This window comes from Microbacterium dauci, assembly GCF_030065535.1.
GTDB lineage: Bacteria > Actinomycetota > Actinomycetes > Actinomycetales > Microbacteriaceae > Microbacterium > Microbacterium dauci.
On sequence record NZ_JASJND010000005.1, the window covers coordinates 204,755 to 229,536 of the forward strand.

General features: G+C 67.4%; 18 protein-coding genes. 4 read left to right on the top strand and 14 right to left on the bottom strand.

Going from position 1 to position 24,782, the window contains the following annotated elements; translation table 11 throughout:
* Nucleotides 1–83 precede the first annotated feature (83 nt).
* Nucleotides 84–1,097, bottom strand: coding sequence for a glycoside hydrolase family 6 protein (locus QNI14_RS08200; RefSeq protein WP_283716053.1), 1,014 nt, complete (start codon nucleotides 1,095–1,097; stop codon nucleotides 84–86).
* Between the two features lie 30 nt (nucleotides 1,098–1,127).
* Between QNI14_RS08200 and QNI14_RS08205 the strand changes: the two genes are divergently transcribed.
* Nucleotides 1,128–1,823 carry an endonuclease/exonuclease/phosphatase family protein gene (locus QNI14_RS08205; RefSeq protein ID WP_283716054.1) on the top strand — a complete coding sequence of 232 codons (696 nt, stop codon included), beginning with the start codon at nucleotides 1,128–1,130 and terminating at the stop codon, nucleotides 1,821–1,823.
* A gap of 2 nt (nucleotides 1,824–1,825) precedes the next feature.
* Here QNI14_RS08205 and QNI14_RS08210 read toward each other — a convergent pair whose 3' ends face one another.
* From QNI14_RS08210 to QNI14_RS08235, 6 genes are all read right to left on the bottom strand, one after another.
* A complete protein-coding gene (locus QNI14_RS08210; protein WP_283716055.1) occupies nucleotides 1,826–2,380 on the bottom strand; it encodes a cell wall protein in 555 nt (184 codons plus the stop codon).
* 72 nt (nucleotides 2,381–2,452) lie between these two features.
* Nucleotides 2,453–4,219: a DUF4012 domain-containing protein gene (locus QNI14_RS08215; RefSeq protein ID WP_283716056.1), complete on the bottom strand. Its 1,767-nt coding sequence runs from the start codon at nucleotides 4,217–4,219 to the stop codon at nucleotides 2,453–2,455.
* Nucleotides 4,220–4,238: 19 nt separating this feature from the next.
* Entirely contained in the window at nucleotides 4,239–5,372 is a 1,134-nt protein-coding gene (locus QNI14_RS08220; protein WP_283716057.1) for a diguanylate cyclase domain-containing protein, read from the bottom strand.
* A complete protein-coding gene (locus QNI14_RS08225; protein ID WP_283716163.1) occupies nucleotides 5,369–7,006 on the bottom strand; it encodes a sensor histidine kinase in 1,638 nt (545 codons plus the stop codon). The genes QNI14_RS08220 and QNI14_RS08225 overlap by 4 nt, the downstream gene beginning before the upstream one ends.
* Nucleotides 7,007–7,052: 46 nt before the next feature.
* Nucleotides 7,053–8,504: a sugar transferase gene (locus QNI14_RS08230; protein ID WP_283716058.1), complete on the bottom strand. Its 1,452-nt coding sequence runs from the start codon at nucleotides 8,502–8,504 to the stop codon at nucleotides 7,053–7,055.
* A 129-nt stretch (nucleotides 8,505–8,633) separates the two neighbouring features.
* Complete coding sequence (locus QNI14_RS08235) at nucleotides 8,634–10,253, bottom strand: sensor histidine kinase (protein ID WP_283716059.1); 1,620 nt, start codon at nucleotides 10,251–10,253, stop codon at nucleotides 8,634–8,636.
* A gap of 110 nt (nucleotides 10,254–10,363) precedes the next feature.
* Here QNI14_RS08235 and QNI14_RS08240 point away from each other — a divergent pair, with 110 nt between their 5' ends.
* Nucleotides 10,364–10,732, top strand: a complete 369-nt coding sequence (locus tag QNI14_RS08240; RefSeq protein ID WP_283716060.1) for a response regulator transcription factor — start codon at nucleotides 10,364–10,366, stop codon at nucleotides 10,730–10,732.
* 3 nt (nucleotides 10,733–10,735) lie between these two features.
* Here the strand turns inward: QNI14_RS08240 and QNI14_RS08245 are convergent, their stop codons facing one another.
* From QNI14_RS08245 to QNI14_RS08270, 6 genes are all read right to left on the bottom strand, one after another.
* A complete protein-coding gene (locus tag QNI14_RS08245; RefSeq protein ID WP_283716061.1) occupies nucleotides 10,736–12,235 on the bottom strand; it encodes a tyrosine-protein kinase domain-containing protein in 1,500 nt (499 codons plus the stop codon).
* A 101-nt stretch (nucleotides 12,236–12,336) separates the two neighbouring features.
* Entirely contained in the window at nucleotides 12,337–14,031 is a 1,695-nt protein-coding gene (locus QNI14_RS08250; protein WP_283716062.1) for a sensor histidine kinase, read from the bottom strand.
* Between the two features lie 120 nt (nucleotides 14,032–14,151).
* Nucleotides 14,152–18,507: a ricin-type beta-trefoil lectin domain protein gene (locus tag QNI14_RS08255; protein ID WP_347177828.1), complete on the bottom strand. Its 4,356-nt coding sequence runs from the start codon at nucleotides 18,505–18,507 to the stop codon at nucleotides 14,152–14,154.
* A 360-nt stretch (nucleotides 18,508–18,867) separates the two neighbouring features.
* A complete protein-coding gene (locus QNI14_RS08260; protein ID WP_283716063.1) occupies nucleotides 18,868–19,188 on the bottom strand; it encodes a hypothetical protein in 321 nt (106 codons plus the stop codon).
* A gap of 32 nt (nucleotides 19,189–19,220) precedes the next feature.
* Nucleotides 19,221–21,218 carry a peptidoglycan DD-metalloendopeptidase family protein gene (locus QNI14_RS08265; RefSeq protein WP_283716064.1) on the bottom strand — a complete coding sequence of 666 codons (1,998 nt, stop codon included), beginning with the start codon at nucleotides 21,216–21,218 and terminating at the stop codon, nucleotides 19,221–19,223.
* Nucleotides 21,219–21,229: 11 nt separating this feature from the next.
* Entirely contained in the window at nucleotides 21,230–22,399 is a 1,170-nt protein-coding gene (locus tag QNI14_RS08270) for a hypothetical protein (protein ID WP_283716065.1), read from the bottom strand.
* Nucleotides 22,400–22,528: 129 nt separating this feature from the next.
* Between QNI14_RS08270 and QNI14_RS08275 the strand changes: the two genes are divergently transcribed.
* Together QNI14_RS08275 and QNI14_RS08280 are read left to right on the top strand one after the other, a co-directional pair.
* A complete protein-coding gene (locus QNI14_RS08275; RefSeq protein ID WP_283716066.1) occupies nucleotides 22,529–23,038 on the top strand; it encodes a DUF4916 domain-containing protein in 510 nt (169 codons plus the stop codon).
* A 176-nt stretch (nucleotides 23,039–23,214) separates the two neighbouring features.
* Nucleotides 23,215–24,435 carry a hypothetical protein gene (locus QNI14_RS08280; protein ID WP_283716067.1) on the top strand — a complete coding sequence of 407 codons (1,221 nt, stop codon included), beginning with the start codon at nucleotides 23,215–23,217 and terminating at the stop codon, nucleotides 24,433–24,435.
* Nucleotides 24,436–24,498: 63 nt separating this feature from the next.
* On the opposite strand, the gene QNI14_RS08285 is transcribed toward QNI14_RS08280, so the two are convergent.
* Nucleotides 24,499–24,780 carry a Dabb family protein gene (locus QNI14_RS08285; protein ID WP_347177829.1) on the bottom strand — a complete coding sequence of 94 codons (282 nt, stop codon included), beginning with the start codon at nucleotides 24,778–24,780 and terminating at the stop codon, nucleotides 24,499–24,501.
* Nucleotides 24,781–24,782: the final 2 nt, after the last annotated feature.

Genomic DNA, 24,782 nt, shown 5'->3' on the forward strand with positions numbered 1-24,782 from the left:
CTCGAGTGGCAGTTGTTGTCGGTTTCGGGCGGGTTTGCGGCGTGTGGTGCCACCTGAACGCCAGGCGGGCGGACGCCGCGGGGTCAGCGGACGTCGCGGGTGAGGTCGACGGCCGCGTTCGGCCAGAACGCGCCCGCGATGGGGCCGCCGTTGCACTCGCCGTCGCTCTCTCCGGGCGGCTTGATCCAGAGGTTGGTGTCGACGACCCCGTCGCCGTACGTGCCGCTCGGTTCGCCGACCTTCTGCCACGGCGGGTTGCACCACTCGCCGCCCGAGGTGGCGGAGCCGTTGCGCGACGTGTCGACGATCGCGTGGGCGCCGTCGAGCATCGACGACAGTTGCGCGGCGTACTCGAACTCGTCGGTCGTGGACTGATAGTTCGAGACGTTCGTCGCGAAGCCGCGCACCTTGCCGACCACGCCGGTCTCGCGGATGAGCTGCGCCATGCGGTCGGCGCCGAGCCAGTTGGAGTGGCCGCCGTCGACGTAGATCCAGGTGCCCGGCGCGGTCAGCTCGTCGACGGCGGCGGAGAGCTGCCGCGCCCGGTCGGCGATGTTGCCGCAGTCGGGGGCGAGGGCGATGCTGTCGGGCTCGAGGATGACGATCTTCTGCAGGTCGGGCGCGGTGTCGAGGGCGCGGCCGATCTCGTCGAGCCACTGCGGGTAGTCCGACTCGGAGAGCCCGCCCGCCGAGTGGTTGCCGCAATCACGACCCGGCAGGCCGTAGATGACGATCGCGAGTGACGCTCCGGCATCCTTCGCTTGGGTAACGAGGTCGAGCACGGTGTCGCCTGCGGTGCCGATGGGGTCGACTTCGGGCGTCAGCCAGTAGGCGGTGGGCTGGGCGGCGAGGTACTCAGCTGCGGCCGCCTCGTCGCCGGTCAGTCCCTTGTCGAGGGCGATGCTCGCCTTGGACTGCTCGGGGGCGACGAAGGTGGTGCCGGCGCTGGGCGGTTGGGCGGTGAGGATGTGGAACCCTCGGGTCAAGAGGTTGCCGACGACGCCGATCGCGACGATGACGACGACGAGCGCCGCGACGATCGCGATGGGAACGACGATGCGGGCCGGGGGCTTCCGCAGCTGCTTCCTGGGAGCCACTCTTGCACTCTAGTCATAGGCTGATGCCTGATGATCACTGTCGTCTCGTACAACCTCCGCAAGCATGCTGCGGCGGGGGAACTGGTCGAGCTGGTCCACCGGCACGACGTCGATGTGCTGTGTCTGCAAGAAGTCGACACGACCGATATGCCCGACCGGATCGGCGGTCTGGTGCTGGCGGATGCCACGCGGCAGAACCGTCTCGGCCTGGCGATCTACTACCGCGAGAACGGGTTCAAAGCGGGCGAGAGTCGCACCTTCTCCCTGAAGAAGTCACTGCACGACATCGTGCTCAAGCCTGCGGACGAGCGGATGCTGGGGCTGCAACTGCGCGACATCGACGACGGCACCGACTTCATCGTCGCGTCGTTCCATGCGGCGCCACTCACGGCGCTCAATTCGCTGCGCCGCCACCAGATCCGTGCCGCGCTGAAAGAGCTGTCGACTCTCGGCAAGGGTGACCCGATCCTGATGGTCGGCGACTTCAACTACCCGGTGTTCAAAGAGAACCTCGGCCAGGTGGTGCGCGAGAGCGGGTACGAGCTGAGCCTGAGTGATGCGCGCACCTACACGCGGTACAAGTTCTTCCGCGGGCACTACGACTTCGCGACATCGAGCGGGTTCGAGATCTCGCAGGTGACGACGCTGCCGCAGGGGGCGAGCGACCATCTGCCGATCCTCGTGACCGCGAAGCCGTTCAGTCGCAAGAAGCCGTTCGCGGCCTGAGCTCAGTCGTCCGTCGCATCGCGATGACGCCGGTAGGCGGCCGCGCCGACGACGACGAGTCCGGCGAAGACGAGTGCACCGCCGCCGACCCAGAGCCCGAGCAGCTGGTTGCCGTCGAAGCCGCTGATGGGGAGGACTCCCTCGGCGGACGTGTCGATCACGGCGCTCGCCGTGCCGCCGGCCGAGGTCGGTGAGACCGCGGCGATGTTATAGACGCCGCGGGCGTCGTCGGGCAGCACGATCTCGAGGGTGCCGAGGGCGCCGTCGGCGTCTGCCGTGCGCACGACGCTCGCGGTCGTGATGTCGGTGCGGACGGTCGCGAAGGTCACCTGGTCGCCGCGCTCACCGGTGACGGTGATCGTGATGCGCTCGCCCGGCGTGAACGTCCCGGCTTCGCAGTCGAAGCCGACGGTGCTGCCGGGGCTGAAGTCGTCGCTGCCGGTCGTGCAGGCGTCGACGGGCGGGTAGAGGGTGGCTGCGGATGCCGCTGCGGGCGCGGCGACGAGCAGCGCGGCGCTGACGATGGCGACGCAGATCGCGAGCAGGGTCCGACGCATGATGGGGCTTTCCGTCGAGTGGGGTACGGCGAGCTTACCTGCAGATCGGGTCAGTCCCCGCAGCCCGGCCGCTTATCCGCACGTGGCGTCGACGACGGGGAACAGCGCCGCATCGGCGGTGGGGGTGACCCACGCTTCGGCTCGGGGGACGTCTGCGGTCGTGCGGAGCGAGATCAGGATCTCGCCGGTCTCGCCGGACGTGGTGTCGAGTGTGTACGAGAGCACCTGCCTGCCGTCGACGAGCCCGCCGCCGAAGCCGGAGCCGTTCGAGTTCGCGCTCGAGACCACCTCGAAGCCCTCGGGGATGTACACCTCGCCGACGGTGCGGACGAGGCCCGCTTCGACGCCGAAGGCGCCGTCGCCGGTGATGTACGCGGGGAGCGACGTCGCGGCGTCGGCGGGAGCGTCGTTCTGGAGCGTGATCTTCACGTCGAGCGTGCGCGGACCGGCGGTGCACCCCGACCACGTCAGTGAGACGTCGGGGGCCATGTAGAAGTCCATCTTCGAGCCGGTGCCGTCGTTGAGGTACACGCCGAGGCGGGCGACGCTCGAATCCGAGACCGGCGGTGCGCCGGCGAGGGTCGTCTCGGCGAGGAGCGCCTGCTCGGCCTCGTCGGCGCTCCACAGCAGCAGCCGGTGTTCGTCGCCGGCTCGGGCGAGCGCGCCGAGCAGCGCGGTCGGGTCGGTGGCGCCGGTCGTGAGCGCCTCGAACACCGCCGCGGCTGCCGACGCGAAGAACGCGTCCTGCATCTGCGGGTCTTCGTAGCGCAGATACACCTCGTTGAGCAGGAGCTGCACGGCGTTGTCTGCCGTGAGGGTGTCGCCGCTGGGCAGCTGCACCGGTCCCGTGGCCGCGAGCAGGTACGACAGCGCGACGGGGTCGGTCGAGATCACGCTCGACACCTCGACGCCCTCACGCGCCGCGAGCTCGGCCGCGAGCGCGCCGGTGAGGGCGAAGTCGGGTACCTGGGTCACGTTGTGGATGAAGCGTCCCGGCTTCTGGCTGTAGATGGGGCCGTAGTCGCCCAGGTCGAGCACCGAGGTCGGGTACGACGAGTAGTCGGCTGTCGAGAGGTGTTCGGCGAAGGTGACCGCACCGGCATCCGTCCGGATCACCGACGTCGCGCCCGCGATGCCGCCCAGCGACCGCCACTCGGCGTTGTTCTGGGTGATGAGCAAGTGCTGCCTCGGGCCGTCGGCACCGAGCATCGGGGGCAGCAGGAGGGCAGCGCGGGCGATCGAGTCGGTCGTCGTGGCCGCGTCGCCCACGAGCGTCTCGAACTCGGCGACGATCTCGGCGAGCGGGGCGGCGAGCGGGGTGCGGTCGATCGCCGTGACATCGGCGAGCACCTTCGCGGTGTTCTCGGCAGCCTGCGCGGCGGGTTCGGCGAAGCTCGCGAACGCGGCCGTGTCGATGCGCCCGTCGGCGGGGAGGAAAGCGTTCGCGGTGAGTCCGTCGGCGGATGCCGCAAGCGGGGCGACGGTGCCGGTCGCGATGTCGTCGACACCGGCGGCGACCGAGGCGACGGCGGCGAGCTGCGGGCCGACCCAGGGCAGGCCCGAGGCCGTCTGCCAGACCGGATCGCTCGTCAGCTCGCGTGCGCTGCCGCTGTGCTCGGTGAGCTGGGCGGTGACGGCCTCGGCGTCGGCCAGGTTGTCGAGGTCGGTCGCGATGTCTTCGACGAGGGCCTGCGCGGCGAGCAGGTGGTTCGCGGCGAGCACGCCGCGGACCCCGATCCACCCCGCGGCGACGACGGCGAGCAGGAGCACGGCGCCGAGGATCCAGGCGAAGATGCGTCCGGCCGTGCGGGCCGGTGCGGGCAGGACGTGCTGAGGCATGGTTCGGTCGCGTGTCGCCTCAGCTGGCGAAGACGGCGCGCTCCCAGCGGTCGCCGCCCGAGACCTGCGCGTGCGCGGCGGCGTCGGCGGCCGATGCGCAGAGTCGGGTGAGGTCGTAGTCGGCGAGCGGGGCCGCTGCGACGCCGATGCTGGCGGAGAGGCGCACCGGGATCGCCTGCTGGTCGGTGACCGTCGCGATGCGCTCGAGGAGGCGGGAGAGGATCGCTCGCACCGCGGTGTCCTGGCGCGGCAACAGGATGACGAACTGGGTGGGCGAAAGGGCGTGGATGTCGGCCTCAGGCGGCATGACGGAGCGGATGTCGTCGGCGAAGCGCGATGTCACGCGGTCGAACGCGCGGCCGCTCGAGGCCTCGAGGAGTTCGCTCGGGTCGTCGAGTCGCACGTCGATGATCGACCACCACTGGTCGCCCGACGCCTTCGCGCGGTCGAGGCGGTCTTGCGCGACGACACGGAAGTCGCTGAGGTCGGACGCCTTCGACGACGGGGCGTCGCCGCCTCGCGTGATCGCCAGCAGCGTGATGAGCGCGCACACGAGATAGATGCCGGCGACGAGCTCGTTCATCGACCGAAGGGCAATGAGTTCGGCCTCGCTCTGCCCGCCGTCGCCTTCGATGAGGCGGACGGCGCCGTCGACGAGCAGCATGACGGTGAGGCCCGCGAAGGCGAGCGTCGCCACGATGGTCGGCAGGGCGAGGTCGCGCAGCGACTTCTCGATGCGGGTGAGTTCGACGGCGGCGAGGGCCGAGCAGAGTCCACCGACGGCGAAGCCGAGCCGGAACACGAGCCCGTACCACTCCGTCGTCGCGGTCAGCGCGAGCAGCACCGTGAACACGGTGAAGACGCCGATCACCGGGAAGAGCATGACCGGCTCGCGTCCGCGGCGGGCGCGAAGGCCGACCCAGAGCAGACCGGTCGCGCAGAGGATCGGACCGTTGGCGGCAGCGCGGAGGATCGTCGAATCGATCGTGTCAGCGGTGACGAGCAGGTAGGTCGCGACCATCGCGGTGGCGAACGCGCCCGACCAGATCGAGGCGTGCCGCGACGGGAAGGGCAGGAACCCGAGGCCGATCATCACGATCGTGCACGTCGTCGCGAGCGCGACGAGGACGGTCGTGACGTCGACGGTGTTCACGGCGTAGGCCCTTCGGGGGTCGTCGGGACGAGAGGGAGCGAGATCGAGACGGTCGTGCCTTTTCCGAGTGCGCTCTCGACGGTGATGTTACCGCCATGGCTCTCGACGATATCCCGCGTGATGCCCATGCCGAGGCCGGTGCCGGTGATGCCGTCGTCCTGCACGCTCTGCGCGCGGAAGTAGGGCGTGAACATGCGCTCGACGTCTTCGGGTGTCATGCCGATGCCGTCGTCGCCGATCACGATGTCGATGCTGCTGCCCGCCGCCCTGGCGTCGACGCTGACGGTGCCACGGTCGGTGTACTTGATCGCGTTGCTCACGATGTTGTCGATGACCTGCCGCAGGCGGAATTCGTCGCCCTCGACGTTGAGCGGCCCGACGATCGTGCCGTGGATCGTGATCGCCGCTGCCGCTGCGGCGGGCGTGAATGCTTCGACGGATGCCGCGAGCACGTGGCCCAGGTCGAAGACGGTGCGGGCGTTGTCGGCGTCGCGAGTCTGGTTGAGCAGCCCCTGGATGAGCGTCAGCATCCGCTCGCTCGCCGACTCGATGACCTCGAGATGGTCGCGCTGCGACCGGGTGAGCCCGTCGCTCTCGAGCAGCAGATCGGCGTGACCGAGGATCGCGGTGAGCGGGTTGCGGAGCTCGTGCGACACGACGCGCGTGATGTTGGGCTGCTCGCGCTGCGCGTCGGTCACGGCGGTGAGGTCTTCGAGCTCGATGAGGAAGGTCTGCTCGCCGAGCGAGTTGGGCTGTGCCGCGGTGATCGACATGCCCATCGTCCGCCAGGCGCCGGTGCGGTCGAAGAGCCAGAGCTGTTCGCCCTCGACGAGCTCGCCGCGCGCGGCGCGTGCGAGCGAGGTCTCGCTCGCGGGGACGGCGGTGCCCCGGTAGTCGGTGTATTCGACGGCGCCGGCCGCCGAGAAGTGCAGGTCGCGAGGGTCCATCGCGTACAGGGCGCGATAGCTGGTGTTGGCGGCGACGAGTTCACCGCTGGCCGAGACGCGCGCGAGGGCGACCGAGATCGAGTCGAAGACGGCGACTGCCCGCGTCTCGGCAGACTGCACGCGACGGAGGGTGCGATCGAGTCGCTCGGCCTGGCGCCGGGTGAGGTGGCGGAAGGCCCGCGTGCGACGCGCGCCGACGATGATCGTGATGCCGAGGAATGCGAGCGCCAGCAGCACGATGAGCAGCTCGAGGATGACCGCGGCGGAGTACCCGCGCGGCCATGTGTCGACGAGATTCATGAAGCCGGTGACGGCCAGCGCGCCGATCAGCTCACGTGTGCTGTAGTACGTCGAGATCCAGGCGATCGGGAACACCCAGAGATAGCCGAGGTTCGACTCGCTGACGGCCATGAGGCCGACGCCGATGATGTCGACGATGGGCAGCGTGAGTGCCACGCCCTTCGGGTACTGCGCCCACGGGGTGACGAGCGAGACGGTGGATGCCGCGACGATCAGACCGATGCCGAGCAGGAACGCCCAGTGCGTGATGATCGTCTCGTCGAGGATCGCGATGACGACGGCGATCGCGACCACGCTGAACGTGAAGATCAGCTGCCACTGCCACACCGAGCGCGTGCGCGTGCCGATGAGCTGGCTGTCGGCCCACCGGCTCACGAATGTCTGCATACCCACGCTCCGCCGCAAGTGTAACCAGGGAGCGCGGCGCTTCGTGTCAGAAGGCGGTCTCGCCGGGGGCGAGGGCGGCTCGGGCGGTCTTCGCGATGATCACGATGTCGCCCACGAGGCTCCAGTTCTCGACGTAGGAGAGGTCGAGGCGCACGGACTCGTCCCATGACAGCGACGAACGACCGCTGACCTGCCAGAGTCCGGTGATGCCGGGCTTCACGAGGAAGCGGCGGTGCACGTGGTCGGCGTAGAGCTCGACTTCGCGCGGGAGCGGCGGGCGTGGACCGACGAGTGACATCGAGCCGCCGAGCACGTTGAACAGCTGGGGGAGCTCGTCGAGGCTGAGCCGGCGCATGATGCGGCCGATCGGGGTGACGCGCGGGTCGTTCTTCATCTTGAAGAGCACGTCGTTGCCGGCGTCGCGCTGCTGCGCCGCGAGTTCGGGCAGCAGCGCTTCGGCATTCACCACCATCGAGCGGAACTTCAGCATGGTGAACTCACGCCCACCCCGCCCGGTGCGGGTCTGGCGGAACAGGATGGGGCCTTCGCTCGAGAGACGGATGGAGATCGCGAGGAAGACGAGCAGCGGGCTGATGAGGATGAGGCCGAAGGCGGATGCCGTGACGTCGAGGACCCGCTTGGCGACACGCTGTCCGCCCGAGAAACGCGGTGTCTCGACGTGGATGAGGGGGAGTCCCGCGACGGGTCGTGAGGTGATGCGGGGACCGGCGATGTCGGCGATGCCTGCGGCGAGGACGAGGTGCTGGCGGCCCGCTTCGAGGCCCCAGGAGATCTCTTTCACCTTGTCGTGGGGGAGTTCGTCGGTGCTCGTGATGACGACGGTGTCGGCACCGCTGGCATCCATCGCCGCACTCACGGCGTTGATCGACCCCATGATCGGGATGCCGGTGCCCTCGATGGTGTCGGCGATCGCTCCGCTCGGGATGCACGCCCCGACGACGTGGTAGCCGTTGCCGGGGGCGCGGATGAGTTCGGCTGCCACCTCGGTGACGGAGCGTCGTGAGCCGACGAGGAGCACCTGGGCGGAGTACCGGCCGGTCTTGCGCTGCGCGACGAGCCATTGGCGCCACAGCCACCGCTCGAAGAGCAGGATGAGGAGCCCGAGCGGCAGGCTGATGAGCAGGAAGCCGCGGGCGACCTCGATGCGAGTGAGGAACGCGATGATCGCGATCACGCCGAACAGGGTGACGCTGGCGCGGGTGATGCGGACGTACTCGGTGTTGCCTGCGCCGATGATGCGGTGATCGCGCGTGTCAGCCAGGGAGAGCGACCACATCCAGAGGACGACGAGGATCGACGAGAACGACCAATACGAGAAGTCGTTCGCGACGATGCCGCTCTTGACCGCGACCTCGGCCTGCCCGGTGCCGAACCATGCGATCTGCGTGCCGAAGACGATCCAGACCAGCACGATGAGGTCGCTGAACCAGATTCGTCGCGCGTAGGTGCGTCGCCACGATCGCCTTGCATCGTTCACGTCGTCACCCTTGTCGCGTGTCGGTGTCGGTGTGTGCACCACATCGATCGCCACTTCCCCGCCTTCCCCCCGGAATCGTCCCCGCGTTCGAACGTAGCAGTCCTATGTGACGTGAGGATGACGAGGGCGTCACACAGTGGCGGAAGGGGCATTCGTCGCCGGGAGGTGCAGCGAAGCGCGGGTGCCGCCACCGGGGGTCGAGTCGAGTCGCACGTCGCCGCCGTTGCGCTGGGCGAGTTCGCGCGCGGTCGCGAGTCCGAGTCCGAGGCCCGAGACGGCGGCCTCGGCGTCGGCGCCGCGGTAGAAGCGTTCGAAGGCGTTGGCGAGGGTCTCGGGGGTCATGCCGGCGCCGCTGTCGACGACCGTGACGACGGCATGGTCGCCGTTACGGTGGGCGAAGATCCGCACCGGCTGCTCGGCGCTGAATTTCACGGCGTTCGAGACCAGGCTCGACAGTGCTCGCTGGGCGTCGACGGTGTTCGACTTCGCGACGAGTCCGCACGAGCCGACGATCTCGATCGTCGTGCGGTGCGCCAGCGCGTCCTTCGCATGGGCATCGCGGGTGACGCGGATCAACCCATCGACGTCGGTCTCTTCGACGGGAGGGGCCGGGTCCGCAGTGGAGTGGTGCAGGTCGTCGAGGAGGAGTTTCAGGCGCGTCGCGCTGCGGTGCACCGCCCTCGACCAGTCGGCGAGCTCCGGCGGGAGCTGGGCGGCCACGAGCAGTTCGCTGTAGCCGAGGATGTTGGTCGCCGGTGTACGCAGTTCGTGGCTGGTCGCGGTGACGAAGTCCTCACGCTGCCGTTCGAGATCGAGCCGCATGCTGAGGGTCGCGGCCCGTTCGCGCTCGGCTTCGGCGACGTCGTGCGCTGCGGTGAGGGCGATGGCGGCGTTCGTTTTGCTCTCGTGGCGGGATGCCACGACGAGGACGGTGAAGACGCCGACGGTGCTCAGGAACGTGACAAGCGTCACGGTGACGTTGATGGAGGTGCCGGCCACGCCGAACACGTCTCCCGGTGAGAGCACGAGCGCGATGACCGCGACGGCGATGACGAGCGACTGCGTCAACGCGATGTGCATCGGGAACCGGAGCGCACCCCACGCGAGCGCGGCGAACACGAGGAACGCGAGCGGCGCGCTCGAGAACGGGCCGAACGCGAGGATCGTCGCGGCGGCGGCGATCGTCGCGTGGAGGACGAGCTCGAGGGGGTTGATCCGGTCGGGCAGCCGCCGCGGGAGTGCGGCGAACGGGGCGATCAGCATCATCGCCGAGCTGTGCGACGCGAAGGCGATGACGACGGTCGTCCAGAACGAGCCGCCGAGGAAGATCGCGCCGATCGCGCTCACGCTCACGCTCAGGACGAGTGCTCCGATGAACGCCGCGAAGACGAACCGCGCGGCCGCGGCGAACGAGTCGAGTCGGTAGGGGGTGCGCCACGCCTTCAGGATGCTGAGTGCGGCGATGATCTCGACCGTGTTGAGGGCGCCGTAGACGACGCACAGCGGGAACGGGCGGCCGGTGACGGCGTTCGCCGCGGCGGTCACGACGAAGATGAGGACGAGGGCCAGCGCCCGGTGCTGGGGCGCGACACGGAGCGCGAACCACAGCGACAGTCCGGCCGCGGGCCACCACGGCGCGATGAGGAGTCCGGGGGCATGGAGCGAGGCGCCGAGGACGCCGAGGGCGAAGATCCCGGCCGGTGTGAGCGTCCACATCGCGATCGCGGGCGCGACGCGGTGAGGCTTCACCTGAGCACCTCGCGAGTCGTCACGGATACACCGTACCTTCGCGGGCGATGCGCGAGTGTATCGTGAGAGCGACACCGCCGATTCGGTGTCAGACAAGAGCGGGTGGAGACGTGGCGAACGTTCTCGTGGTGGAAGACGACACCGATGTGGCGTCGCTTCTCCGCCATGTGCTCGTCGGCGTCGGACACGAGGTCGAAGTCGCTCACGACGGCGGTGCGGGACTGGCTGCGGCGTATGCCCACCACCCCGATCTGGTGATCCTCGACTGGATGATGCCGATCAAGACGGGCATCGAGGTGTGCGCTGCGCTTCGCGCCGACCCCGACTTCGAGCGCACCCGCATCATGATGATCACGGCACGCTCGTCGCCGCAGGATCTCGCGCGCGCAGAGGCCGCCGGCGCCGACGACTACCTCGTGAAGCCGTTCATGCCGCGCGACCTGCGCGCACGCGTGCAGTCGCTCTTCGACCGCGACTGACGCTCAGCGGTCGTCGCGCGGCTCCGCGGTGTTGCCGGGGTCGAGGTTCAAGTCCCGCAAGTCGGTCGTCGGCAGTGACGCGATCGGTGCGCGCCGGGAGCGACCGCGCTTGGCCTTGCCCTTCGCGGTGTCCTGCGAGTACTCGGTGTAGCCGTACCCATATCCGTAGCCGTACCCGTTGTAGTACGAGTCGGGCCCGCGGGTGGGCACCATCGACATGACGAAGCCCGCAAGCTTGGCGCCGACGGTGGTGAGCGCGTCGCTCGCCCCCTGCAGCTGGTGGCGGGTCGTGCGACCCGCGGCGACGATGAGGATCGCCCCCGAGGTGGCGCGGCCGAGGATGGCGGCATCCGTCACGGGGAGCAAGGGCGGGGCGTCGCACAGGACGACGTCGAAGTCGCGCTCGAGTGCGCCGAGCAGCGTCGCCATCTGCTTGGAGCCCAGGAGCTCGCTCGGGTTCGGCGGGATCTTGCCGGCGGGCAGGACGAACAAGCTGCGGCCGCCCCAGGGCAGCATGACGTCGCCCACGCGGACGCGGCCGATGAGCACGTCGGTGAGGCCCGCGCCACCTTCGATGCCGAGGTACTCGGCGACCTTCGGGCGACGGAGGTCGGTGTCGATCAGGGCGACCTTCTTGCCGGCGTCGGCGAGGGCGATCGCGAGGTTGATCGTCGTGGTCGACTTGCCCTCGCTCGGGATCGAGCTGGTCACGACGAAGCTCGAGCGCCCGCCCATGTCGAGGAACTGCAGGTTGGTGCGCAGGGCGCGGAACGACTCGGCGCGCGGGCTGAGCGGGTCGGCGTGCACGATGAGCGGCCGGTCTTTCGCCTTCGCGTCGTAGGCGATCGCGCCGAGGCTGGGTGCTTCGGTGATCTGCTCGGCGTCGCGCGGGGTGCGGACGCGGTTGTCGAGCACGGTGCGCAGGACGGCGAGCCCGATGCCGCTGGCGAGGCCGACGAGTGCACCGAGCGCGAGGTTGAGCGGGATGTTCGGGCTCGCCGGCGAGAGGGCGGGCTGCGCGTCTTCGACGCGGGTGAGCAGCACGGGACTCATGCCGTCTGCTGATTCGGGCTCGAGCGAGGGGACGACGGAGGCGAGACTCGCGGCGATCGCGTTCGAGATGTCGGCCGCGCGAACCGGGTCGGTGTCTTCGACGCGGATGTCGATGAGCGTCGAGTTGAGCGGCGCCGAGACGCCGACCTGGTCGGCGAGGCGCGACGCCGTGATGCCGAGGTCGAGGTCGGCGATGACCGTGTTCAGCACGATGGGCTTGGTCGCGACACCGACGTAGGTGTTGATGCGCTGTTGCGTGAAGCTCGAGCCCTGCTGGAGTTCGGCTGCGCTGCCGCCGGTCTGGGTCGAGACGAAGACCGTGCTGGATGCCTCGTAGGTGGGCGTCCTGGTAAGGGAGTAGCCTGCGGCTGCACCAAGCCCCAGCATCGTCAGCACGACGATGATGACCCAGTTCTTGCGCAGGATGCGGATGTAGTCGCTGAGCTCCATGACGCCTCTCGTGTTCCGCCCCCCACAGGCGCCCCAGTTGAATGGGATCAGTCTGCCACAGCGGTGTGTCGGCCTGATGTCGCGATGACGGGCGCGGCGCGTCAGGCGTCGCCGACGGAAACGAGCCCTTCGAGCACGACGTCGTCGCCGACTTGCCTGAGGGTGGTGCGGGCGGTCTGGCCGCCGAGTCCGTGGACCCCGGTGCCGAGGGTGCCGGCGCTCGAGACGCGGACGCGGATCGCGTCGTCGGCCTGCGAGATGCGGACGGATGCCGCGCGCGCTGCGGAGTGCTTGACGGCGTTCACGAGCGCTTCGTTGACGAGCCCGACGGCGGCGCGTCGGGCGTGCGGATCGGTGAGGGCCGCGCGGGCGTCGTCGTCGGTGTCGGCCTGCACGCGCATGACGACCGACCACGCCTGAAGGAGGTCGTCGACGGTTTCGCCGTCGGCATCCGCATCGGAGGTGCTGCGGAGGAGGTAGTCGAGGATGTCGTCGGTCTCGACGCGGAACGTGGCGATCGTGGCGTCGTCGAGCTGGCCGTCGTCGATGCGCGCGGCGAAGATGACGCAGCGGCCCTGGAGCCTGCCGTGGAGGATGTCGACCGCCTGCTGGAGCGGCGCGCGCGCTGCTTCGACGGCGGCGGCGAGTTCGACGGCGCTGCTGCGCAGTTGCGCGGTGGCTCGCAGCTCTTCGGAGCGAGCGCGGCGGTACGCGTCGACCGAGACGCTGATGATGACGGCGACGAGCGGGATGCCGATGAGGGGGACGAGCCCGAGCGTGCCGACCTGCGGCACCTGGATGTACGTGTGGCACACCACGCCGACGCCGACGACGAACCAGATCGAGAGAAAGACGACGCCACGCGGCCGCGGCGCGAGGCGGCGGGTCGCGCGGACGGCTACGCCGGCTGCGAGGTCGAGCACGACGGCGACGACGAGCGTGATGACGATGACGTCCATGCCGCCGTGGGCGATGCCGAAGGGGAGGGCGGCCGCGACGTAGGTGAGGCACACGACGAGCGGCGGCGTGGGTGCCAGCCTGCCGAGCAGCGGCACGGGGCGCGTGCCCTGCACGGTGACTTCGGATGTGGGGGGCGGGTCGGTGCGGCCGTGCTCGTCGAGTCGGTGGCTGGCGGTGCGGACGCGCTCGCAGAACGCGCGTACGGCTTCGTACGTGAGCGGGCCGCTGAGGAGCAGGTCGCGGTGCGTGCGCAGGTCGACTGCGGTCGAGTGGAGCAGGTCGGGGATGCCGGTGAGCATGCGGTCGGCGTGGGCGATGCCCGCGCGCATACGGCCACCGGCGTCGCGCAGTCGCGCCGTCGTCGCACGGAGTTGGCGGTGGTAGGAGACGGCAATGGCGCAGATCGAGAGCAGCGCGAACGACGTGATGACGTTCGTCGTGATGCGGGAGGGCCAGTTGGCGCCAGTGGCGGTGTCGAACAATCCGAGGCTGATGGCGTCGTTGACAAAGGGGCGGAGCGCCGCGATGGCGACGATGGTGATCGCGATGACGACGATGCGGGCACCGCCCGAGGTGAGACGGCGTTCGGCCATCGCGCCGAACCCTCCGATGATGGCGAGCGGGAGGAAGCCGAGGGCGGCGACGAGCACGCCCTTCGCGTAGCCGATGAGTGAGGGTTCGCCGACACTCGGGACGCTGAGGAACGTGCCGACGATGAACGCGAGGATGAGCGACCAGCGGGTGAAGTACTCACCGCTGCGGAGGGTGCCTAGGACCGCTTGTGCGACGCGGTGGAAGGGCCTGCGAGCGGCGCGAGGGCGCGGCGATGCCGGCATCTGACCCCCTCACGTCATGGCTGCTCGACGGTCAGACTAGCGGATGCCACGGTCGCCGCCCGGAGCTACGCCTGGCCGTCCCCAACGAGCGCGCGGCCTTCAACTGCGCGGCGTTGGGGCTCAGCAATGTGGCTCCCCTGGAATGAGCCCATTCACCCCGGTGACGAAGTCGGCGTCCGGAACCCAGTCGCCGTTCGCAAGGCGGTGCCAGGTTGCGGTCCGGGAGACTCCTGGCGTCGCCGCGCCATCGACTGGTTGCCCGCTCGTGGTACCGCACACCACAGCCAAGCGTGCTCCCGGGGGGTAAATCCGATTGATCGAGCCGTTCAAGGTCGGCGCCGGCATTCCCTGGGTCCCTCGGCCGAACCCGGTCGTGGCGCCCTGCGCCACAGTGATCCATCCCACGACCAAGCGCGTCCAGACTGCTGAGCCGCCCTCGTAGATAACGACGTTTCCGTCGTCGTGCACCCTGAGGGTCACCGCGTTCCCGCGGGAGTCACTCGCCCAGCGGGCGCCACCGGCGGCGTCGTACACAACAAAGTTGCCGTCGCCCTGCAGCACAGCATGAGAGCCGGCACCTGTCATGGGAGTCGACCAGAGCCGTGATCCTCGATGGACATCGAGGAGGACGAGAGCCCCATCCGACTGCATCATGAGGGCAAATGCGCTACTTGGCGACGAGACGAATGCCCCGGCTGTAAGTGTCTCACCGCTTCTCAGTTCGGTCGCCGCTGGAAGATGCACGCTCGGCGATGTTCTTTCCACCGTTGCATAGCCGACTCTCCCGGCGCTGACTCGAACACTGATCGACGCGTTCACGTCGTCGATGGTCGTGAGATACGTGCGGTCCATTGCTCCGCTGATCGCTGCGCCGTTTCGCAGCCATTGATACGAGAGAATGACGGGCTGCGGGTGCCATGATCCGGCGTCGGCAATAAGAGTGCTCCCCGGCCTGGTCGAACCCGTCACCGTCGGCGAGGGCGACGTTGTGAACGTCAGAAGTGGCACCCGCACCGTAGGGATTGAAGTACGAGAAGTGCTCCCGTATCCGCTCTTTTCTCCGGTCACCCGTACACGGAGAGTCTTTCCTGCCTGGGCTGTGCCGAGTATGAGAGTAGTGCTCGTCGCGCCCGGGATCGGGGAGTCATTCGCCAGCCATTGATATCGCAGTGTCGTTCCCGGCGTCCAGGAACGCATGTTTGCCTTGAGAGTCTGCCCCACCCTCGGCGTCCCAGTGACCGTGGGAGTGTCGATTCTCAGCGCGCGCAAGATGCGGGGAGTTGATGCGGATGTGCGAATCGCGCTCGCATATCCCGACTTCGATCCAGCCGCACGAACTGAAATCGTCTTCCCCACGTGGAGAGAGCCGAGCTTCAGAGTCGGCTGAGTCGCTCCGGCGATCGCCTTGCCGTCACTCAGCCACTGGTAGGTGATCTGCGCTCCTGCAGTCCACTTCCCGGGGTTTGCGCCGAGGGTTTGGCCTTCTACGGCCGTGCCCGTGATGGCCGGCGCGGTACTCGACATCGATCGCAACACGGTGGCTGTCGCCTTTGAAGACTTGCTCGTTGTCGCGTAGCCCGTCTTCGAGCCTGTGACGACGACTGTCATCGCCTTGCCTGCTTGATCCGCGGTCAGCGTGAAGGTGCTACTGGTCGCGCCTCGAATCGAGGACCCTGAGGCGAGCCATTGATACTTCAGTGTCGAGCCAGAGGTCCAAGACCCCGCCTTCGCGACGAGTTTGCCACCGACGATCGCGGTGCCTGAGATGGTCGGCGTCGACGTCGACAGTACCTTGAGCACCGCAGTCGAGGCAGCCGATATCTCGGTTGCAGAGGTGTACCCGGCTCGCGTGCCTGTGACGGCAACTGTGACCCGCTTGCCCGCGAAACGATCCGTCAGCTTGAACGTGGTGTGGACTGCCCCACGAATCGGTGCGCCATCAGCGGACCACTGGTATGTGAGCTTCGCACCTGTCGTCCAGTTTTCCACCCGCGCCGTCAATGTCGAACCGACGATCGCTTGGCCGCTGATCGTCGGCTTCGCGCTTGAAAGCGCAAACAGGACCGACGCGGTAGCAGCCGACTTCCTCGCGATCGGTGTGAATCCAAGTTTCGACCCAGAAACCAGAACCGAGATCTTCTTGCCTGCGTGGGCTGAAGTCAGCTTGAGCGTCGGTGTGGTCGCCCCGGGGATCTCGTCGCTTCCGGCGTACCACCGGTAAGCAAGCTTCACTCCTGGTGTCCAGGCACCGGTTTTCGCCGTGAGCGACTTGCCGACGACCGCAGTGCCCGAAATGGTCGGCGTTGTTGCCTTCAGTGTGCCGCCGGTCACAACTCCACTCGCAAGCGAAGTCCGAGTCACTGTCGTGTACCCGGGCTTTCGGCCGGTGACGGCTACGGTGAGCTTCGTCCCCGCGTGCGCCGAGGTCAGCGTGATGGTCGATTTCGTCGCGCCGGCGATGGCCCTTCCGTCGGCTGCCCACTGATAGGTGAACGTGGCCCCCGATGTCCACGACCCTGGGTGAGCGCTCATCGTCCGCCCGACTACCGCGCTTCCAGTGATCTTCGGAACGGCGGCGCCGAGCGCGCGGCGCACGGACGCAGTTGCCTTTGACGTCCTTGAGGCGGACGTGAATCCCGCCTTCTCGCCAGCGATAGCCACGCTCATCGACTTGTCGGCATGGTTCGCGTTCAACTGGATCTCTGAGGAAGTTGCGCCGGAGATCGCCTTCCCGTTTGCGAACCACTGGTAGGTGAGCTTGGTGCCCGAAGTCCAGGTGCCCGGTTTTGCAGTGAGGACTTGTCCGACGACCGCAGCGCCCGCAATCGTTGGTGTGGAGCTCGTCAGCACTCCGCCCACGACGATCGCTGAGGGTGACGATGTCCTCGTGCTCGACACGTATCCCGCCAGTGAGCCGGTTACAGCGACAGTGACTGTCATGCCTGCGTGCGCTTGCGTGGGAATGAAGGTCGACTGTACTGCGCCGTTGACCGCTGATCCGTTGACGAGCCACTTGTACGCGAAGGCTGTTCCCGCGGTCCATGCGCCGGTTTCTGCTCTCAGCGTCTGACCGACCGCTGCCTTACCTGCGAGCGACGGTTTGGCGGATGAAATCGCGGGCAGCGGCAGTGCACCGTTCTCCGTCCAGATGGGCACTGCGGTCGCGGCACAATCCCAGAGCTGAAGGGGTGCACTGTTCTCGTACCCGGTGCCGGGGGTATCAAGACAGAGCCCGGTTTGTCCTGATGCGATCGCGCCACTGCCCGTGCGCGACCAGATCTGATTACTACTGCCCGCGGAACAGTCGGCGATCAGCACCCGACTCCCTGGCCGTAGACCGCCCGATGTGTCAGCTGCCAGACACTTTGCGTAGTTGTTGTACGCGCGCAGGAGGCCGTCGGACCATCGCCACGTTTGGGCGGCGTTCCCAAGACAGTTCCACATCTGGACCCGGGTGCCGTTTGCCACCCCTGCGTCTGTGATATCGATGCATGAGTTGGTGCCAGCAACCTGAATCTGCTTACCCGACGCGACGGGCACCCTTGGGAACAAGCCGCCGTCATCCCATCGTGGTATGCCTGCGCCCGAGCAACTCCAGAGCTGGAGCCGTGCGCCATTCGAGTACGAGTCGTCCGCAGTGTCGAGGCAGAGACCGTTGCCGTCCCAACGGATGGTTCCGTCATCATGTCGCGACCATCGCTGGTTGGGGTTGTTCGCGTCACATGACCACAAGTGGACCGATGCGCCTCCATTCGCGTCGAGGCACATGTTGTAGTTGCCGTAGAGCCGAAGGAGACCGTCCGCGGTCGCTTTCCATCGTTGGTTGCTTCCCCCATGGCAGTCCCACATGTGGATCCGCGTGCCATTCGCGGTGCCGGCGCCTTCAGCGTCCATGCACTTTCGTGTCCCTACGACGGGGATCTCTCGACCGCCGTCGATAGCTGAGGGGGGCGGTGGTCCGATTGGTGCGGGACCGTTCGCGGTGAGCCATGGGATCGGGTTCACGTGACCCTGGTTCGCCCCGGCGCCAGTCGAGCAGCCGCGATACCCGTAGCTCGAGGTGCGGGCAGAATAAGCCCCTGGGATAACCGAGACGTGGACGTGGCTGTTGCCCGCCCAGTTCGCGACCGTCCCCACCTGGGTACCGGCCTGCACCTCTGCGCCTACTGCGACCGATGGAACGATGTGCTGATAAATGAGGGTGAACGGGCCTGACGCCGACTGATACTCGACGTGGAGGATCGAATTGATACCTCGGTCGCCTGTCGTGCGTTTGACCCAACCCTTGCCGATTGAACGGACGGGGCCGGAGAGGTATCCCTGGGAATCCGAGCCCAAGTGCGCGGCGCTCTCCCCGTTGATGTGGGCATACCCGCACGCGTTGAAGTTCCAATCCTCCCATTGGGCGGCACCCGCGGGATTCGTCCAGTGACCCGGCCAATTCATGCGCGCAGCGTGTGCAGGCTGCGGCACCATGAGTGCGACGAACAGCGCCAGGGTGGTGAACAGCGCAAGTACCGCTGCCGGTGTGCGGTGTGCGGTGTGCGGACGGCTACGCCGTTGCGCTGCGCGAATTGGCGGGTGGCTTGCTGCGTGCGCGGATCCAACTGCGTCCGCGGAGAAATGACCTGACAATTGCTCCCCCAGAATCGCGGTCCGCGAACATCGCCTTCACGCGAGCTTGATCTTCCCCAAGATCGGCACCGCAACACGCACGATCGCCTAAATCGCGCGGATGCCGAGCTCAAGATATTGCACCGGTCTTGTCGCCCGCAATATCCGGTGGAAAGGTGGTGTCGCCGCTGCACTTCGGGCGGGATGGGTCCTTCGCGCGCGTCAAACCGTGCTGCGGTGGTGGGCGAGGGCAGCGACGACGCCGCCGAGCACGATCGCGCCCATGCCCGCGACGATGAATACCCGCTCGAAGAACGCGCTGAAGTACCCGAGGGCGCCGGCAGCTGCGGCGTCGGACGGTTCGTAGAGCTCGCCATTCTCGAGCCGCACCATGAGGCCCTCGTGCCATCCGCCGAACGCGAGTGCGAGCAGCAGCGCGCCGCAGGTGATCCAGACGAGCATGTGCAGCTGCGACGGCCACCAGGGCTTCGCCGGCTCGGATGCCGCCCGCCCGGGCACCGCCGACTCGTTCTCGTCAGGCATGGTCGACTCCTCCTCGCCGCGGTGGCTCGGGCTCAGTAGCTGCGTCCGAAGATGTCGCGGGGGTAGAGCTTGTTCGCGACGCCATTCACCTTGATGTCGATGTGAAGGTGCGGGCCGGTCGAGCATCCCTTGTTGCCGGAGTATCCGATGAGCTGGCCCGCTTGGACCTGCTGCCCATTGCTGACCGCGAAGGAGTCGAGGTGCGCGTACGCGACGGTGTACGTGTTGCCGTCGCGCTGCGTCGTGATTCTCAGGTCGGTCTGATTGCCGCTGACGCCGCCGACGGGGCACCACGGGCCGATCGGGTACGACACGATCGCGACCGGGCCGGAGCTGATTGCGTACACCGGCGTTCCGACCCCCACCGGGATGTCGTCGCCATTGTGTCCGCTGTACGTGGTGAATGTCGCGTGCGGGCGGATCGGGTACGCCCAGCCGTTGACGCCCGGAACGCTTCCGCCGCCACCGGTGGCGGTGTTGCTCGACCACGTGGCTGCGCCGTTGGTGCCGTAGAGCACGAGGTTGCCGTCGTCTTGGAGGGCGAGGTTGCGGATCGGTTTGCCGGCGGTGTTCGAGGCCCAGCCCGCGCGCCCGGAGGTGTCGTAGAATACGAAGTTGCCGTCGCCTTGCAGCACGAGTTCGCGCGGGGCCTTGCCGTTCGTGCGTGACGACCACGTTGCTCGACTGCCGTCGTAGAGCACGGCGTTGCCGTCGCCCTGCAGGATGAAGCGGTAGCGGCCGTTGTTCGACTGCAGATAGGCGTCGACGGGAATGGTGCTGCCACCCGCGACCGAGGATCGCAGGTTGCGGTCGATGGTAACCGGCTGGCCGACGGACGACACGTTCGGGTACCCGGGCTTCACACCGATGAGTTCAACGGTGACCTGCTTACCGGCTGCCCAGGCGGGCACCCGCCATTCGTGCCCGGAGTGGTTGATCGGCGTGCCGTTCACCCGCCAGACATAGCTGATGAAGTCGGGTTGCACGCACACACCGCTGCACGCGATGAACTCGGGTCGAACGGTAAGCGTCGAATCGTATGAGGGGGTCCCCATCAGCCGCCAGGGCATGATCGTGAGTGCGGCGGGCCGTGGCGTGACTGCCGTCGAGGTCTTCGTGGTGGTGCGGTATCCGGTGCGGCTCGCGGTGACCCGCACGCTGATGCCGGTGGCGACGTCGCCGGTGGTGATGCGGTAGCTGCGCGAGGTGGCGCCGCTGATCGGGGTGGAGCCGCGCAGCCACTGGTAAGTGAGCGTTGTCGGGGTGGGTGACCAGCGCGGGAGCTGATCGGTGACCCTGAGCTGCGATCCGACGATGGGTCCCGCCGGGTCGGTGACGACGATGGGCGCGGGTGCGGTCTTGAACGTGCGCCGGACGGTCGCGCTGGTGCTGACCGTCGTCTTGGTGGTGTGGCCCGAGCGGCGGGCGGTCACCTGGACGGACACCTGCTTGTCGAGGTCTGCGTTGGTGACCGTGTATGTGGACTTGGTAGCGCCCGGGATGGCCTTGCCTGCGCGTAGCCAGGTGATGCTGAGCGTGGTCGGCGTGGGCGACCACGTGCCGGTGGTGACGGTGAGTCTCGAGCCGGGAGTGAAGGCGCCGCTGATCTTCGGTTTGGGTGCAGTGGTGAAGGTGCCGGTGATGGTGCGGCTCGCGCTCGCGCGGACGGCGGGGGTGTAGCCGCGCTTCGTGCCGGTCACCATGACGAGCACCTTGCGGCCGGCGTCGGCGGTGGTCGGCGTGTAGGTGCGTGCGGTGGCTTTCGAGATCGGCTCCCCGTTGCGGTACCACTGGTACTGCAGGGTGACGGGGGCGGGCGACCAGCTGCCGGCGTTGGCGGTGAGGGTTTGCCCGACGAGCCCGGATCCCGAGACCGTGGGTGTCTTGGCCGAGATGGTGGATGCCGCGAACGCCGGGGCGGTGCCAGTGGCACCGGCCGCGGCGACGACGATGGCGATGACGATTGCCGCGATCGCTTTGCGCCACGCGGGCAGCACTCGGCGGTCGTCTTCCAGGACGGCGTTTCCCATTGATTCCCCGTTCATCGCGAACTCCCCAGCCGCGGTGGATACTGCTTGCCGAAACGTAGCAGGAAGCCGCCTGCGGCGACCAGCGCGAATCCGATCAGCGCGATCGGCAGGAGCGGTGCGTCGTCGCCCGATTCGGCGAGTCGCTCGCCGGCAGCAGCAGCAGCGGACTCTTCGGCCGGATCTTCTCCGAAGAGGAACAGGGGGTTTTCCGAGGCGAGCAGGGTGCCGTCTGCCGCGATGACGCGAACGTTGAGGGCACCGGGGAGAGAGTGGAGCGGTGCGTCGAACCTGAAGTTTCCGTCGACATCGGGAGTGACGGTGCCCAGGACGATCGGATCGTCGAAGACGCTCTCCCACTCGCCGGGGACAGCGTGCTCGCCCTGGATTTCGATCGTGACGGGCCCGGTGTGTAGGAAGCGTTCGCCGGCGACCTCGAGTCCAACCCCGATCCCGATCCCCGTGTCCAGGTTGACGACGTCGACCGTGAGGATCGGTGCCGGAAGGACGGTGACGGTCTGTGAGGTGGCGAACACCGGTTCGTACCCGAGCGCGCCCGCGTGGGCGAAGACAGCGAGCTCTTCGCCGCCCTGGAAGCCGCTTTGCACGAGGTCGAGCGTCCCCTCCCACCCGTCGTCGATCGGTTCGCCGTCGACGATCCAGGTGTACTCGAGATGGTCCGGTTCAAGTGCGAGGTCGCTGTCGAGCGTCGCGGTGATCACGTCGCTTGCCCTGATCGTGTCGGGGAGCGACACGATCATGATGCCGGTGTACAGCGCCGGGGCGACTGCATCGGTGGGCAGCGACGGGCCGGCACCGCTGGCGCCGTCGTAACCGTCGAGCACCGGCGTCGCGACGACCGCGAGGGACACATCTCGATACCACGCCTCGACAGGGAACGTCTGTTCGGTCGCGCCTTCGATCTCGTAATCGTCTGCGAACCACTGGTAGGTGTACGAATCGGGGAGCGGCACCGCATCCGTGGTGACGACCGCAGTGAGCACCTCGCCGACCTGCGCCACGCCCTCGATCTCAACTGCGGCAGGTGACGTGAACGCGCTCGCCGCCGAGACCTCGACTGCCGGGCTCGGCGCAGATTCCTCAGCCGATGCTGCGTTCGATGCGCCGCCGAACAGTGTCGCGACGACGACGACCAGCGATGCCGCCAGTGCGCGCGTGCGCACGACTCGATCCACGATGTTCCCCCTCGGCGGAGCAATGATCTGTCCGCCAGCGCCCCCAGCGCCCCGCCTTGAGCGTAGAGGATTGCCGAGCATTCGCGTTGCGCGTGTGGGCGCCGCAAGAATAGCCGCGTGACGTTCTTGCCCGACGATCTCTACGCGCAGATCGAGCAGTCAATGCCGATCGCCTGTGTCGACTTCATTCCCGTGCGGACGACTCCGGACGGCACGACCGAGATCGGGCTGATCCTCCGTGACTCACCGTTCGGGCAGGTGTGGTGTCACCTCGGCGGCCGCGTGAACCGAGGCGAGACCATCGTGCAGGCACTCCGGCGTCACGCCCGCGACACCCTCGACGTCGACCTCGCAATCGAACCAAACGCGCAGCCCGACTATGTCTACGAATGGTTCCCGCCGAACATCGCCCCCACCGACGGCACCGTCTACGGCGACGACCCCCGCAAGCACGCGATTGGTCTCTCCTACGCCGTCGAACTCATCGGCACACCGGCACCACGCAATGAGGCCCATGATTTTGAATGGTTCACGGCCAATGAGCTGCCGTCGATGTGGCCTGGATCAGCGACGCTCGTCCTAAAGCTCATCGGCTTGGAGTCGAACTGGCGATTCGCGATTGAGTAGGCCTCCGGGGTCCTCGTCTGAATCTCTTGGGAAGTCACGACCACACGACAAACAACTCGACGGGTAACGATGTTTAGCCACCTTCACCTCCCATCGGCTCGACCGCTGACTACCGGTAGCTGGGTGCGTGCGCAAGCTAGTCTGAGCAGCGGGGAGGGGCGATGTTCTTAGGTGTTGTGGCGACGTCGAGCGCGTTGGCAGCAGTGGTGTCTTTTATTGTCACCGGTGACGTGCGGCTTGGGTTCATGGCATTCGCGGCAGTTCTCGCGGTGAGTTTCGCGATCCGATTCGCTACTCTTCGTGGATTCCTTGCTGCCACGTTCCTTTTCCTGGTCCCACCTGGCGTACTCGGCGAGTCGGCGGCGTCGCTAGCGCTCCTTGGTTCGAGCGGCCTTCTGATGCTGTCGCTGACCTACCGGTCGGAGTCTTCGAGACCGTTTGGAGGCCGGGCACTCGCTGTCGCGGCAATGGCTGCCCCGGCAGCCGGACTCGCTCTGCTGGGGCAGTGGCCGTTCGTTGCGTCATACGCGCTGCTCGCCGTTGCCGCATTCCTGATCGCCGAACGCCGAGGGTTCGTGCGGGATCTGCTGCGAGGTTTGGTCGTGTACTTCTCTATCTACGTAGCCTCTTACCTCGCCACGATCGTCGTTGGGTTCCGGGGGAGCTTGATAGCCAATATCGAAATCGGACACAGAACATTGGAGCTCTACGCGCCACTTACCTTGGCGACATCTGGCGCCCCGATCCTGGAAGGAACTCGCCGCGGGGCACCATTTATCGGGGAGCCCGGTCTTGTTGTCTTCTATCTCCTCCCGCTCGTGGCTGCGCTATTCGTCGTCACTACAACGCGAGTGAGGGTCGGACTCTCAGCGCTGATTGTGCTCGTCACCCTTCTTACGCAGTCGACCGCAACAATATTGATCGTTTTTGCCTGCGCCGTGGTCGGTCTAACCCTTATCCGAATGCGACGACGCTCCATCGGGACGGTCGTTCTCGTCTGTGCGAGCGCAGCGCTTGCTGTACCCGCATTTCTCCTCCCTGTCTTTGACCAGAAGAACTCGGTCGCGGGCGTATCCATCGCTGCTCGCGGCATCGGAGCGGATGGAGGACATGCGAACATCAACATCCTCGTTGCGTTGTCGAATGATCCGGCGCTAGCAGGCTGCCTGATTCTCGGTCTCGTGCTGGCGGCGTTCGTTGCGTTCAACTCGATACCGGGGACCGTCATCTGGCTCGGCTTTGCGGTGTCCGCGGTCACGGCGCAACCGTCGCAGTGGCAGGTGGGGGCATGGTTCGTAATGCTTGCGTTCGCCCTCGTCGCAAGCCCTCATCGTGGGCTCAGTGGCCGCGGCGTACGTCCCGTCGCGGTGGAAACGCGACTCGCTAATCCGTCGTAGCGCCTACCTCGCGCAGCGCTCGACCCATCGAGGTGGCTGCAGGTCTACCATGGGCGGGCACGCTCAAGCTCCGTAGTCTCCAGTCAACCAATCCGAGACCCGCGACATTGTGTTCCCGACTGCGATGTGCGCCGGTTCACTACGGAACGCGGCAAAGTCAGCCTCCGACGCGAATGACGCGTCCTCCACGATCACGCGGCCCTTCCGTGTGTCCGACGACCGCTCCACGCGCCACGACAGCACCGACGGCAGCGACTCGAGCGCGCGAAGCGAAGCGATCGCCGAATCGACGTCCTCTTCCGAGACCGCGTCGTACACGCGGAACAGCACAATGTGCCGGATCACGC

What these genes read in the sequence shown, in the direction of transcription:
- QNI14_RS08205 (WP_283716054.1), top strand. Translation starts at nt 1,128, where the DNA reads ATGATCACTGTCGTCTCGTACAACCTCCGCAAGCATGCTGCGGCGGGG.
- QNI14_RS08210 (WP_283716055.1), bottom strand. Translation starts at nt 2,380, where the DNA reads ATGCGTCGGACCCTGCTCGCGATCTGCGTCGCCATCGTCAGCGCCGCG.
- QNI14_RS08215 (WP_283716056.1), bottom strand. Translation starts at nt 4,219, where the DNA reads ATGCCTCAGCACGTCCTGCCCGCACCGGCCCGCACGGCCGGACGCATC.
- QNI14_RS08225 (WP_283716163.1), bottom strand. Translation starts at nt 7,006, where the DNA reads ATGCAGACATTCGTGAGCCGGTGGGCCGACAGCCAGCTCATCGGCACG.
- QNI14_RS08245 (WP_283716061.1), bottom strand. Translation starts at nt 12,235, where the DNA reads ATGGAGCTCAGCGACTACATCCGCATCCTGCGCAAGAACTGGGTCATC.
- QNI14_RS08250 (WP_283716062.1), bottom strand. Translation starts at nt 14,031, where the DNA reads ATGCCGGCATCGCCGCGCCCTCGCGCCGCTCGCAGGCCCTTCCACCGC.
- QNI14_RS08255 (WP_347177828.1), bottom strand. Translation starts at nt 18,507, where the DNA reads ATGGTGCCGCAGCCTGCACACGCTGCGCGCATGAATTGGCCGGGTCAC.
- QNI14_RS08260 (WP_283716063.1), bottom strand. Translation starts at nt 19,188, where the DNA reads ATGCCTGACGAGAACGAGTCGGCGGTGCCCGGGCGGGCGGCATCCGAG.
- QNI14_RS08265 (WP_283716064.1), bottom strand. Translation starts at nt 21,218, where the DNA reads ATGGGAAACGCCGTCCTGGAAGACGACCGCCGAGTGCTGCCCGCGTGG.